This is a genomic window from Lysinibacillus odysseyi 34hs-1 = NBRC 100172, assembly GCF_001591965.1.
Taxonomy (GTDB): Bacteria; Bacillota; Bacilli; order Bacillales_A; family Planococcaceae; genus Lysinibacillus_B; species Lysinibacillus_B odysseyi.
In genome coordinates this window covers 143,375-155,756 of record NZ_BCVX01000011.1, presented here as the reverse complement: position 1 = coordinate 155,756, position 12,382 = coordinate 143,375, and the positions used below count along the sequence as shown (strand labels likewise).

Genomic DNA, 12,382 nt, shown 5'->3' with positions numbered 1-12,382 from the left:
ATTCCTCCCGTATTTGATTTTTACCCTAAATTACTTGTGTAAAACAATGATCCTATATATATTTTAAACAGTTTTCCAACTTTTTGAAAGCAATGGGCGGTAAATCATTCTTCATAAATCATCTTTTTCGTCATTCCCCCATCAATCGTCAAATTGGTCCCTGTTATGAAATTATTTTCAGGATGGGTAAGATATAAACATGCCCGGGCAATATCTTCAGGCTTCCCAACACGATTGGAGAGATGCTGGGTATGGTCAATATTTCGCAGCTTCTCATAATCGCCTGTTTCGATCCATCCTGGAGAGATACAATTAACCGTAATATTTTTCTCGGCAAACGATCTGGCAAAGGCATGCGTTAACGCGACAATCCCTCCCTTACTCGCAGCATAGGCCTCTGTATAAGGCTCAGATTGAAAAGCACGTGTAGAGGCAAGCGATACGATGGAACCTCTCTGCATATATTTTGCCGCCTCTCGCGAGCAAAGAAAGACACTGCGCAGATTTGTATTGATAACATCATCCCAAACAGCCGCCTCCAGCTCCGCAGGTGGCGTGACGACAAATTTGCCGGCATTATTAATGAGAATATCGATTTTTCCATAACGCTCTGCCACTTGTGCCATCAGTGATTGAATATCCGCTTCTTGACGTACATCCGTCTGGATAAAATCGATTGCTTCTCCAGCTGACTTGTTTATATCGGCTGCAATGACAATAGCTCCCTCCCTGCTATAGGCATCGGCAATTGCTCTGCCTATGCCCTGGGCCGCACCTGTTACAATAACTACTTTTTCTCGAAACATTCAATCGCCTCCTCACTTGAAAACGTATCATTTGTTTGTCAATTTTTCAATTCGATTATAGTTGACTTTAGGGCAGCAAAATGAAATGATATTTTCGTATATGTAGAAAGGCAGGTCAAAAAAATTGGACTTATCGACACCCTCACAAGAAAATGTTGTGTACATGATTGAGCAGATGAAAGACAAGCTTCGCATGGTAAACGTAGATGCTATGAAATCTGAGCATTTCAGCGAAGAAAACTATGAGGATTTGCTGGATCTGTATGAAATGGTAATGAAGCGCGATTCCTTCAGCCCGAGCGAAATGCAGGCAATTGTTGCTGAGCTGGGGACATTCCGCAAATAAAAACAGAGCGTCTAACTTTGTCTAGACGCTCTGTTTTTTGTCTTATTTCCTGGGAAATGTGTGTCATTTCCTGTATAGTTTGTGCGAATTTTGCTTACTTATTCAGCGCGACTGCAATTGCAGCGCCAATTCGTGCATTATTTTTCACAAGTGCGATATTCGCATCAAGTGATTTCCCCTCTGTCAGTTCCTTTACTTTCCCTAACATGAACGGCGTTACTTCTTTACCGGCGATGCCTTTTTCCTCTGCTTCAGCCAATGCCTTTTCAATAATCTCATTAATGAAAGCTGTTTCCATTGCGTCTTCCTGAGGAATTGGGTTTGCAATAACCGCTCCGCCTCGCAGGCCTAAATCCCATTTTGCACGCATCATGTTTGCTACTTGCTCCGGAGAATCTACACGGAAATTAACATTGAACTCGGAATCACGTGTATAGAATGCTGGCAACATATCCGTACCATAGCCGATAACTGGTACACCTTTTGTTTCTAAGTATTCAAGTGTTAAACCGATATCTAAAATCGATTTTGCTCCTGCACAAACAACTGCTACATTTGTCATTGCTAATTCTTCCAAATCGGCAGAAACGTCCATCGTTGTTTCAGCACCTCTATGTACGCCACCAATACCCCCAGTAACAAACAGTTCAATTCCCGCAAGCTCTGCGCAAATCATTGTTGCTGCGACTGTTGTAGCACCCAGCTTTTTCGTAGCAAGCAAATAACCTAAGTCACGCCGTGAAGCCTTTGCCACGCCTTGTGCATTACCGAACATTTCTAATTCTTCATCTGACAATCCGATTTTGATTTTTCCATCAATGATAGCAATAGTCGCTGGAACAGCACCATTCTCCCGGATGATTTCCTCCACTTCTCTTGCCGTTTGTACGTTTTGCGGATACGGCATACCGTGTGAAATAATTGTCGATTCAAGCGCAACAATCGGCAGCCCTTTCTCTTTTGCTTCCATTACTTCTTGTGAATAGGATAAATACGCTTCCATTATAATTCCCTCCAGATAGATAGTTCATTTACTGATAAATCTTCTCTTACTGTCGCCTTGCATTGCAGTGTTCTTGATGCATTATAAAGACCAAAACTTACAGCATCCCTGAACGGTTCCTTATGCAGGATGGCATGAAGAAAAGCACTGACAAAAGCATCACCTGCTCCTGTGACATCGACTATACGCTCGATAGGTAAAGCATCCAGCCGTTCGATATTGCCATTATGCCCCGTGATTACTCCATTACCTCCAAGTGTGATCACCACATGGTCGACACCCTTTTTCAATAATTCAGACACAGCTTTTTCATAATCCTTTTCGGTTTGCAAGCTGCACTGTAAATATGTTTCTATTTCATCTCTATTGCTAATAAAATATGTCAATCCGTGTAGATCTTCCGGCATATGACTCATTTTCGGGGAAGATACAGGAATAACAGCAAGCGGGACTTTCCTTGTACGGGCAAGGTTCATAATATATTCAACTGTTTCGCGCGGAGCGTTTAAATCTACAACGATACAGCGTGCATCTACAATTCTGGATTCATATTTTGCAAGTGTTGAAGGCACCAGCTCTTTATAAATTTCCATATCCGCCATTGCGATGACTAATTCGCCGTCATGTGTCAGCACCGCTGAATAAGAACCAGTCGATTTGTCTGTCAAAACTTCTGTCATCTCAAAGGATATAAACTCCTCCGAATGCTGTTTAATTTTTTCTCCGTCATGGTCGGCTCCAATCATCGTAAGAAGCTTGACTTCATTACCGAGTCTTCCTAAGTTTTCGGCAATATTACGTGCTACACCGCCAACACTTGCTGTCACATTGGCCGGATTTGAAGTTTCCAGTTGTACCGTTCCTTCAATATGAAATTTCCGGTCAACATTCGCACCGCCTATTGCCACAATGGCTTTTTTCTCCGGGAGTATATAGGCACGGCCTAAAACCTCTCCTTTTTTTGTGAGCGAGGAAATTATATTAGCGAGAGCCGGTCGTGATAGCCCTACCTTTTCCGCCATTTCTTGCTGGGATAGATAAGGATTCTCTCTTATCAGCCCTAATACAAGATGCTCTTTTTCATTCAAGGCATTCACCTCTTCTAAACATTTGTTTATATAATAAACTTTTGTTTGTAATAATGCAATAAAAAATAAGAACATTTCGAAATTCTTTCGGAATGCTCCTATTTTTCTTCTAAAATATCCTCTTTGTATCGCTTCCATTCCACAAAAATAGAGCTGCCCGGAAAGGTAAGGCTTCCCGGACAGCTCTCATTCTAACTATTTATTATTCGTTCCACTCTCAACTTCAGTTGTTACAGGATTTTCCGTTCCTACCGGAAGATCAGTTCCATCCTCCGCTACACGCGGCTGGATCAGCACTTCAACACGGCGGTTTTGAGATTTCCCTTCTGAAGTATCATTTGTTGCGATCGGGCTGTATTCCCCAAATCCTTTGACACTGAAATATTTGGAGTCCAGGTTTGGATTGGAATCTACAATGATTTTCAAGAAATTCACTGCCCGCATGACAGAAAGTTCCCAATTCGAACCAAATTTAGCGTTATTCATTGGGACATTATCTGTGTGCCCTGTTATGATAACATTTCGCGCTGGATCAAAAGCTAAGATCTCGGCCAATTCATCGCCGATTTCGGCATATTGAGGTTTAATATCTGCGCTTCCTGGATCAAATAGTACACTATCACGAATTGTAATTAATAGTCCCTCATCTGTCATTTTTGTTTGGAATTGACTCTCCAACTCATTGATCGCAATCAATTCTTCAACCCGCTCCTTTGTCTCCTCGAGCTGGGCCTGATCTTCTGCATAACGGGAAGCCGCTGACTCCACTTCGTCGACAGAACCGTCCGGATTTGCTACAGGTGATGTATGCTCCATTACACCTGTTCCTCCATCAAATATCTGATTAAAAACTTGGGACATTCTATCCAGCTTTTGCTGATCTACTGTACTCGAAGCAAATAGTACAATAAATAGTGCCAGTAAAAGTGTCAATACATCAGCATATGGGACGAGCCAGGACTCATCTATATGCTCCTCGTGCTTTTTATGTTTACTCTTCTTTGCCAAGGCCACCCGCCCCGCCTTCTGTGATTTTCTTCCGTTCTTCCATCGGTAAGTATGAAGCCAGTTTTTGCTCGATTACGCGAGGCGCTTCCCCTTCTAATACGGAAAGAATTCCTTCGATCATCATCATTTTCTGTTTTACTTCTAACGCCGACTTTCGCTTTAATTTGTTAGCGAATGGATGCCACAGCACATAACCCGTAAAGATACCGAGCAGTGTTGCAACGAAGGCAGCAGAAATTGCGTGACCAAGTTTTTCAATATCCGACATATCTTTCAAGGCGGCAATTAAACCAACCACCGCACCAAGTACCCCTAATGTAGGAGCATATGTACCTGCCTGTGAAAAAATTTGGGCACCGCTTGCGTGGCGATCTTCCATCGCCTCTACTTCTTCTGTCAGAACATCGCGGATATAATCTGCGTTTTGTCCATCGATTGCAAGCGTTAAGCCGTTTTTCAAAAATGGATCTTGAATTTCTGCTGCCTTACTTTCAAGTGCAAGTAATCCCTCACGACGCGCTAAATCTGCCCATTGCGAAAACATCTTAATAATTTCGATGTCATCTGCAAGCTTCGTCTCCTTAAAAAGCTTGCCAAACAGTTTCGGCACACGTTTTAGCTCCTTCATCGGGAAGGCGATGACAACAGCTGAAATCGTACCGAAGATAATGATAAAAATTGCGGCGGGATTGACAAGTGTCCCAGGTCCAACCCCTTTAAAATACATCCCTACAAGCAGAGAGACGCCCGCCAGTATAATACCCATTAATGACGAAATATCCATGATAGTACCTCCAATGACTCATTCTTCTTTTATTTCGACTTTATCTGTTTTTTATTAACATTCCGTTTTAATTTAATATAAATGTTCCATCTATTTCGACATATAGAATTCCATCTTCTGAATATTATATTTTCTGATTATATTGAATCATCTGCAGTTTTAAAGCTATAATCCTTATGAAGGAGTGATAAAAATGGATTCAATTTTTTCTAGTAATTTATCAAAATATGCCGAGCTGGCTGTAAAAGTTGGAGTAAATATTCAAAAGGACCAATACCTCTATATTGCTGCCTCCACAGATACAGTAGAATTTGTTCGCCTTGTTACAGAGGTTGCTTATAAGGTTGGCGCCAAACAAGTCTTTGTCGATTTTTCCGATGATGTAGTAGGACGCTCTCGTTATAAATTAGCGCCCGAAGACTCATTTGATTTCTTCCCTCCATGGAAGGTACAAGAGCGTGAGTGGCTGGCAGAACAAGGAGCAGCTTTCATGAGTATCGTTTCCCAGGATCCGGATCTGTTAAAGGGCATCGAGCCCACACGAATTGCTGCTGCCCAAAAAGCAGCAGGCAGAGCATTGAACAAATACCGTCAATACGTTCAATCAGACAAAATTTCCTGGACAGTCATAGCTGCCCCTTCAGCTGGCTGGGCAGCGAAAGTTTTCCCGGAATTGCCTCCGGAGGAACAAGTGACTGCTTTATGGAATGCGATCTTTAAAGCAACACGTGCAGACTTAGAAACTCCTGTGCAGGCCTGGGCAGAGCATAATGATGCCCTTCACGAGAAAGTGGATTATTTAAACAAAAAGAAATATGCCAAACTTCACTATACAGCCCCTGGTACCGATTTAACAATCGAGCTGCCAAAGGGACATCTATGGTGCGGGGCGGGAAGCATCAACGAACGCGGTGATGAATTCATGGCGAATTTACCTACAGAAGAGGTCTTTACAGTTCCACACAAGGACGGGGTAAATGGCTATGTTTCCAGCACAAAGCCATTAAGCTATGGCGGGAATATTATTGACCAATTCAAGATTACATTTGAAAATGGGCGTATTATCAAAGTACAAGCTGAACAAGGGGAAGAAGTGCTGAAAAACCTTGTTGCAACAGATGAAGGGTCCCATTGTTTAGGAGAAGTGGCTCTTGTTCCACACGACTCCCCTATTTCGAATTCAGGTCTGTTATTCTTTAATACATTGTTTGATGAAAATGCTTCAAACCACTTAGCAATCGGCAGTGCTTATGCATTTTGCTTGGAGGGCGGAAAAACAATGTCTCCAGAGGAATTAATGAAAAACGGACTGAATCAAAGTATTACCCATGTAGACTTTATGATCGGTTCTGCAGAGATGGATATCGACGGAATCACGGAAGATGGACAGCGGGAACCTGTTTTCCGTAATGGCAATTGGGCCTTTTAAACTGACGTGATATTAGTTTTCTGACACACCGGATATCAAGGAGAGTGGATGAATAAGGATCTATTCCTTATTATCGCCTTCATCATCTCGTCACATTTGTTTATTTTCCTTAAATAAACCTATCTATCACCCATTTACTTAAGGTATAATTGGTTGTAATGATTATCTTATTTTCAGGAAGGGGTTATTCGACAATGCATTATCCAAATCTTCCAGAGTACTATACAACAGTATTAGGATTCTCTGTCGTCATTCTTATTTGCTTAATGTTCTTTATCCACTTTTTACGTGTGGGATTAAACTCACATGATGCAGTGCGTATTGATTCGAAATCCGACGCTCACAAATAAGTTTTCTAAAACAGCTGCGTACGCCGCAGCTGTTTTTTATTTTTAAACGAATCAGCCTTTCAAAGCTGAAGTTGCTATGTATGCTGCTACTGAAATTCTCTAGTTCAATAAATAGCGGCGCTTTTTTTACAAATTTTCAACTGTTTTGTGACATTATTATTTGAATTCTCTTACTTTTACACTACAATAATATCAGGTAAAAGAAAGGAGATTCATCTATGTCTTTATTACACGATATTCTCAATTTCAATCAAACGTTCGTAGAGGAGAAAAAATACGAACCTTACATCACAACAAAGTTTCCAGATAAGCGGATTGTTGTCCTTTCCTGTATGGACACACGGTTAGTAGAGCTCTTGCCTAAAGCCATGAACCTGCGCAACGGTGACATGAAAATTGTTAAAAGTGCTGGTGCAATTGTGAACCATCCATTCGGTGGAATCATGAGAAGTTTGCTCGTAGCTGTTTATGAGCTGAAAGCAGATGAAGTATATATCATTGGACATTATGATTGCGGCATGAGTGCGATCGATCCGGATGTTATGCTTGGCCATATGATTGAGCGTGGTATTAAGCAAGAGACAATTGATACAATCACTTATTCTGCTCTCGATTTACGTGAATGGCTGCGCGGTTTTGGGGATGTGAAAACAAGCGTCCTAAAAAGTGTTGACCTTGTTCGTACACACCCGCTTATGCCAAAGGGAGTGCCTGTTCATGGCCTGATCATTGACCCAGGTACGGGACGCCTTGATTTAATAAGCGATGGCAATAAAAACTTGTAAGAATCGTTCTATCGGAATGATCTATATATGCTCTATTATATTTTCCGTTTAGCAGCAGGAGTTTTGCTTATTAAAAAGAGAGCAGGGCATAGCTTTGTCCCGCCTCTTATCAAAGGGTGAGTTGTCTCTGACAACTCACCCTTTGGATTTTTCATGCGAAAACGGGGGGATTACACCTCTCGCAGTGTGTCCCTTTCTTACGTTTGCAGCTATGAATGCGCGGTCTATTTCATTTTCGCTTTCGAAAATCCTAAAAATGGATTCAGTTCCTTTTACCTTTATGGTTGGGCACTGCTGTTTCTTCTTCTCACATTTTAACGAAGAATATCCTTTTTTTATCGTCAAACGTTAAGTGGGGATAGTTGGAAGTTGTTCATAGTGGAGACCGTGACTTCTGCGGGAATAAACACGGGTGGAAGATTCACTTTTTTTGCGTTCTCGCGAAAAACGTCGGCCGGAAGGGAAAACAACATTTCCATAGAAAAAAAGGCAACCATGATATAAAAAATCATGGTTGCCTTTATTATTCAGCTGAGGTTTTATCCCAGCCTCTTTTTCTGCTGTAAATAATCTTCCTGTAAAATCGCATACATATAATGGTCTACCCATTCCCCGTTAATATACAATAGCTTTCTCAGCAGGCCTTCCCTCACAAATGCCGCCTTTTCTACTACCCGTATAGAAGGCGTATTTTCAGGAGCTATATATGCCTCTACGCGATGGAGCTTGAGCGAGGTAAAGGCAAAATCCACCACAAGCTTGACCGCTTCTGTCGCCATTCCTCTTCCTACAAAATTTTTATCCATCGAGTACCCGATAAAGGCGCTTGAGTATGGCATGCGTTTAATAGCATAAAGGGAAATATGCCCCACTAATTGATTTGATTCTTTATCATAGATCCCAAAGGAAAACTCCCGATTCAGAGCCAGCAGCTGTATTCCTTCAAGGATTTTTTTATATTGTGCTTCTTCAGTATAGAATTCATCCCGGTGTATAGGCTCATACGTCGACCAAAAGTGTTTGTTGTTCAACAGAAGTGCAGCGAGATCTTTCGCATCCGATTCTGAGAACGTCTGCAAGTTGCATTTTTCTCCGTCAAGCCTCACTACCCGATCACCCTTCTTTCGAAATAAGCTGAATAAACTCTTCAACATCTTTCACACAGAGCGCAATGCCCTTTTCCCAGAATTCGCATTTCGTAATGTCTTCCCCTAGATGCTTCATTGCTAGGTCTTCCACTGTCATGATCGCTGTATCGCGGAGCAGCGCCATATATTTCTCTTCGAATGCTGCTCCTTCTTCTTTGGCTTTGGCATAAATACTTAATGAGAACAAGTAGCCAAATGTATATGGGAAGTTATAGAACGGCACCCCTGTAATATAGAAGTGCATTTTAGACGCCCAAAAATGAGGGTGTGTTTCCCCCAATGCCCCTGCATACGCTTCACGCTGTGCTTCTTCCATTAACTCATTTAAACGTTTTGTGGAAACAATCCCTTGCTTTCGCTCTTCATAAAAACGAGTTTCGAATAGGAAGCGTGCATGGATATTCATAAAGAATGCCACAGAGCGCTGAATCTTATCCTCCAGCAGTGCGATTTTCTCTTCTTTGGAAGAAGCTTCATTTACTGCTGCATCTGCCACAATCATTTCTGCAAAAGTAGATGCTGTTTCTGCTACATTCATCGCATAACGGCGGTTTAATGCATTCATTGGACGTAATGCATATGTATGGAATGCATGTCCAAGCTCATGTGCCAATGTCGAAACATTTGACATTGTCCCTGAATATGTCATAAAAATACGTGACTGCTGTGCAAGCGGCAGCCCTGTACAGAAACCGCCAGGACGTTTATCGTCACGGTCTTCCGCTTCAATCCATCCTTCTTCAAATGCCATACGTGCAAAGTTCTCTAATTCAGGACCGAATTTTCCAAAATGCTTGAGGATAAATTCTGCCCCCTCCTGATATGAAATTTTAGCTGTAGAGGAGGTAACAGGCGCATCAAAGTTGTACCAATCCATTTTTTCTTTTCCAAGCATATTGGCCTTTGCCTCTAAAAACTTTACAAACGGCTCCTTGTGATCTGAAATAGCCTTCCACATAGCATCAAGTGTCTCTTGCTTCATTCGGTTAATTTGTAAAGGCTCCTGCAGTACTTCCTCCCAGCCCCGCTTTTTGTAAGTTGTCAAACGGAAACCAGCAAGGTGGTTTAATGTCTTCGCAAAAAATTCTTCTTTTTCGGTAAAGATTTTTTCCAGCGCTTCAAACGCACTTTTCCGCACTTGTTCATTTGGATGGGAGCTTAAATTATTCGCCTGGCCAACGGAAAGCGATTTTTTTTCACCTTCTACATCAACTTCAACCTTGATGTCCCCAATAAACATATTGTAAAGCTGCCCCCATGAAGAATAGCCATCTACGCTCAAGGCAGAAATAAGCGCTTCTTCTTCCTCAGAGAGCTTTTGCTTTGCTTGTTCGCGCCATTCCGAAAGGATAAACGAAAATTCGTTCAGTTCCGGCGAGGCAAGCAGCTCCGAAAATCGTGCTTCATCAATTTCTGCTAATAATTGCTGCAGGCGAAGAACCGCTGGAGAATAGCTTGCCGAAATAGCACTTAACTGTCCCTGCAGCTGCAGTGCTTTCACATCCTTCGTATTTTGTGCGGTTAAACAGGAAAGCATACCGCCTGCATGCATAATTTGCTCCATCAATTCTTTTAATTGGTCAATTGTATGTCGGAGTTCACCTGCTGAGACCTCTGTCGTCAATGATTTTGTTTGCCCGATAAGCGCCTCCACCTGTTGCGGTAAATTGTTAATAAACTGCTGGAAAGCAGGAGATTCACTGCCTCCCTCAAAAAATACATCTAAATCCCATACCTCTGGATATGTTGTTGCCATCTTGCTTCTCTCCCATCTCTCTTTTTCTTTGGTGCTTGATTCAAGAAAATTCAGACTAATGAGCCTAGTTTGCTATTTAGTCCGAATCTCGAAATATATTTTTATTATAGGCTATTTTCGTTTCTTTTTCGATCTATTTTTTCTTGCTGTTTTTTTTGAAGGATCTGCTGCTTTCTTTTCCTTTATTTCTATGTCAGCAGCTACTTCTCCTTCTGCCTGCTTCAGCTCAGCAATGGCCTCCTTTTTCTCTTGCTCAAAAACGTTCACAATCTCAAGCCCTCTTCTTTTTGCTTCTTTATTTATATGAGCGAGTGCTTCTTCAAGGACCTTAATGCGGGCATGATATTTATTGTTACCCGGAACTAAAACCCACGGAGCGAAATCCAAATCTGTCTTTGCAAACATTTCATCCGCTGCTGATACATACTGATCAAATTTTTCACGGTTGCGCCAGTCTTCATTCGTAAGCTTCCAAGATTTATAGGGATCATTCGCCCGGTCATTAAAACGCTTTAGCTGTTCATCCTTATCAATATGAATCCAAAACTTCAGAACAATATAGTTTCCGGCAGTTAAAAGATCTTCAAAATTACCGATTTCCTTATATGCCCGCTTCCACTCCTCTTCTGTTGCAAATCCCTCCAGGCGTTCTACTAATACCCGGCCATACCAAGAGCGGTCAAAGATAGCAATCTGCCCGTGCTGAGGCAGTTTACGCCAGAAGCGATGCATATAGTGATAACGTTGTTCATGTGGCTGCGGAGCAGAAATAGGATGAACAACATAACCACGGGGATCTAACCGTTCCGTTAAACGTTTAATGGCACCACCCTTACCTGCAGCATCCATTCCTTCAAAGACTAATATTAACCCTATTTTATTGTTGAATAAAAACTGCTGAGCGTTTAACATTTCATATTGTAATACTTTCAATTTTTTCCTATATAATTTTTTGTCCATTTCTACAGTGAGGTCTAAATTTTCTAACGTTTTCATCTAATCACTCCTCAAACCTTGATATCTTTATTGTAAACCAAATTGGATAACAATGGTGTTTCTTGTTGGTACTCCTATAATTGTATATAATTTTAACGAAAGGAGAGAAAGTTATGGGGCGTATCATTATACTCGCTATAGTAACACTTGCATTGATCGCCTATTCCATAGCTGCGTTATGGATCGGAATAAATGGCATTACAGCTATCAATGTTATAGAACGGCTGCCACTTATCTTTTCGCCGGCTGAATTCGTCTATTTATTTTCCTTTGTTTTATATACAGGCCTTTTCATTTATGTTTGGCAGGCCTATCAAAACCGCCAAACTGCTTTTGTCATCACTAAATTACAAGTTTCTTTATTTACTATTGCCTGTGGACTCCAAATCGCCTTTTTTCATATGTGGCAATATGGACACTATACGACTTCCTTTATTCTGCTGGCACTACAGCTCCTTTCTTTATTTGGTTTGTATCTTACATACCCTTTTTATAAGAAAACTATTTCATTACGCCTACCTATAGCAATGTGGCTTGGATGGAATCTGTTCTTCATTCTGATCATCTTTAGCTATATTATTTTATATTATGAATGGAATGGCTTCGGTTTAAGTAATGCGTTATGGGCTGTTATCCTTCTAACTATCGGAGCGGCGGCTGCCATTCATTTACGTTACTACCATTTTGACCGGGTTACACCGGCTATTTTCGCATTTTGCTATATAGGCATTGCAGTTGCCAATGGTTTTGAGGAGCTTCTTGTCTCAGCTGCCGCGCTGTTTTTATGTGGTGTTATGGTAACGGGGATTATCTTTATGGAGAAAAATAAGAAAAAGGACACTTAAGATTAGGCCGCATACTGCTGTCAGAATAACTCAGGCAA

General features: G+C 41.4%; 13 protein-coding genes. 5 read left to right on the top strand and 8 right to left on the bottom strand.

The window, feature by feature from the left end:
- Nucleotides 1-104: 104 nt before the first annotated feature.
- A complete protein-coding gene (locus BOD01S_RS17465; protein ID WP_036151837.1) occupies nucleotides 105-806 on the bottom strand; it encodes an SDR family NAD(P)-dependent oxidoreductase in 702 nt (233 codons plus the stop codon).
- Nucleotides 807-930: 124 nt separating this feature from the next.
- Between BOD01S_RS17465 and BOD01S_RS17460 the strand changes: the two genes are divergently transcribed.
- A complete protein-coding gene (locus BOD01S_RS17460) occupies nucleotides 931-1,152 on the top strand; it encodes a DUF1128 domain-containing protein (protein ID WP_036151835.1) in 222 nt (73 codons plus the stop codon).
- Nucleotides 1,153-1,246: 94 nt separating this feature from the next.
- Here the strand turns inward: BOD01S_RS17460 and BOD01S_RS17455 are convergent, their stop codons facing one another.
- The 4 genes from BOD01S_RS17455 to motA all read right to left on the bottom strand — a co-directional run bounded on the left by BOD01S_RS17455 (nucleotide 1,247) and on the right by motA (nucleotide 5,035).
- Entirely contained in the window at nucleotides 1,247-2,155 is a 909-nt protein-coding gene (locus BOD01S_RS17455) for a pseudouridine-5'-phosphate glycosidase (RefSeq protein WP_036151834.1), read from the bottom strand.
- Nucleotides 2,155-3,243 carry a carbohydrate kinase gene (locus BOD01S_RS17450; protein ID WP_036151876.1) on the bottom strand — a complete coding sequence of 363 codons (1,089 nt, stop codon included), beginning with the start codon at nucleotides 3,241-3,243 and terminating at the stop codon, nucleotides 2,155-2,157. Before BOD01S_RS17450 ends, BOD01S_RS17455 begins: the two co-directional genes overlap by 1 nt.
- 195 nt (nucleotides 3,244-3,438) lie before the next feature.
- The gene (gene motB, locus BOD01S_RS17445) at nucleotides 3,439-4,251 is read right to left on the bottom strand and encodes a flagellar motor protein MotB (protein WP_052124726.1); all 813 of its coding nucleotides are present in this window, start codon (nucleotides 4,249-4,251) and stop codon (nucleotides 3,439-3,441) included.
- Nucleotides 4,235-5,035, bottom strand: coding sequence for a flagellar motor stator protein MotA (gene motA, locus BOD01S_RS17440; RefSeq protein WP_036151831.1), 801 nt, complete (start codon nucleotides 5,033-5,035; stop codon nucleotides 4,235-4,237). The genes motB and motA overlap by 17 nt, the downstream gene beginning before the upstream one ends.
- A gap of 193 nt (nucleotides 5,036-5,228) precedes the next feature.
- Between motA and BOD01S_RS17435 the strand changes: the two genes are divergently transcribed.
- The 3 genes from BOD01S_RS17435 to BOD01S_RS17430 all read left to right on the top strand — a co-directional run bounded on the left by BOD01S_RS17435 (nucleotide 5,229) and on the right by BOD01S_RS17430 (nucleotide 7,599).
- On the top strand, nucleotides 5,229-6,464 hold the full coding sequence (locus BOD01S_RS17435) for an aminopeptidase (RefSeq protein WP_036151829.1): 1,236 nt from the start codon (nucleotides 5,229-5,231) through the stop codon (nucleotides 6,462-6,464).
- 194 nt (nucleotides 6,465-6,658) lie between these two features.
- Nucleotides 6,659-6,814 carry a hypothetical protein gene (locus tag BOD01S_RS23410; RefSeq protein ID WP_169745602.1) on the top strand — a complete coding sequence of 52 codons (156 nt, stop codon included), beginning with the start codon at nucleotides 6,659-6,661 and terminating at the stop codon, nucleotides 6,812-6,814.
- 218 nt (nucleotides 6,815-7,032) lie between these two features.
- Nucleotides 7,033-7,599, top strand: coding sequence for a beta-class carbonic anhydrase (locus BOD01S_RS17430; RefSeq protein WP_036151828.1), 567 nt, complete (start codon nucleotides 7,033-7,035; stop codon nucleotides 7,597-7,599).
- Between the two features lie 539 nt (nucleotides 7,600-8,138).
- On the opposite strand, the gene BOD01S_RS17425 is transcribed toward BOD01S_RS17430, so the two are convergent.
- The 3 genes from BOD01S_RS17425 to BOD01S_RS17415 form a co-directional block, all read right to left on the bottom strand.
- On the bottom strand, nucleotides 8,139-8,753 hold the full coding sequence (locus BOD01S_RS17425) for a GNAT family N-acetyltransferase (RefSeq protein ID WP_052124725.1): 615 nt from the start codon (nucleotides 8,751-8,753) through the stop codon (nucleotides 8,139-8,141).
- On the bottom strand, nucleotides 8,713-10,503 hold the full coding sequence (locus BOD01S_RS17420) for a M3 family oligoendopeptidase (protein ID WP_036151822.1): 1,791 nt from the start codon (nucleotides 10,501-10,503) through the stop codon (nucleotides 8,713-8,715). The genes BOD01S_RS17425 and BOD01S_RS17420 overlap by 41 nt, the downstream gene beginning before the upstream one ends.
- A gap of 111 nt (nucleotides 10,504-10,614) precedes the next feature.
- Complete coding sequence (locus BOD01S_RS17415; protein ID WP_052124724.1) at nucleotides 10,615-11,499, bottom strand: polyphosphate kinase 2 family protein; 885 nt, start codon at nucleotides 11,497-11,499, stop codon at nucleotides 10,615-10,617.
- A 113-nt stretch (nucleotides 11,500-11,612) separates the two neighbouring features.
- Between BOD01S_RS17415 and BOD01S_RS17410 the strand changes: the two genes are divergently transcribed.
- Entirely contained in the window at nucleotides 11,613-12,344 is a 732-nt protein-coding gene (locus BOD01S_RS17410) for a hypothetical protein (RefSeq protein WP_036151818.1), read from the top strand.
- Nucleotides 12,345-12,382 lie beyond the last annotated feature (38 nt).

Coding starts and splice junctions, on each gene's coding strand:
- BOD01S_RS17465 (WP_036151837.1), bottom strand. CDS start 806: ATGTTTCGAGAAAAAGTAGTTATTGTAACAGGTGCGGCCCAGGGCATA.
- BOD01S_RS17455 (WP_036151834.1), bottom strand. CDS start 2,155: ATGGAAGCGTATTTATCCTATTCACAAGAAGTAATGGAAGCAAAAGAG.
- motA (WP_036151831.1), bottom strand. CDS start 5,035: ATGGATATTTCGTCATTAATGGGTATTATACTGGCGGGCGTCTCTCTG.
- BOD01S_RS17435 (WP_036151829.1), top strand. CDS start 5,229: ATGGATTCAATTTTTTCTAGTAATTTATCAAAATATGCCGAGCTGGCT.
- BOD01S_RS23410 (WP_169745602.1), top strand. CDS start 6,659: ATGCATTATCCAAATCTTCCAGAGTACTATACAACAGTATTAGGATTC.
- BOD01S_RS17430 (WP_036151828.1), top strand. CDS start 7,033: ATGTCTTTATTACACGATATTCTCAATTTCAATCAAACGTTCGTAGAG.
- BOD01S_RS17425 (WP_052124725.1), bottom strand. CDS start 8,753: ATGTTGAAGAGTTTATTCAGCTTATTTCGAAAGAAGGGTGATCGGGTA.
- BOD01S_RS17420 (WP_036151822.1), bottom strand. CDS start 10,503: ATGGCAACAACATATCCAGAGGTATGGGATTTAGATGTATTTTTTGAG.
- BOD01S_RS17415 (WP_052124724.1), bottom strand. CDS start 11,499: ATGAAAACGTTAGAAAATTTAGACCTCACTGTAGAAATGGACAAAAAA.
- BOD01S_RS17410 (WP_036151818.1), top strand. CDS start 11,613: ATGGGGCGTATCATTATACTCGCTATAGTAACACTTGCATTGATCGCC.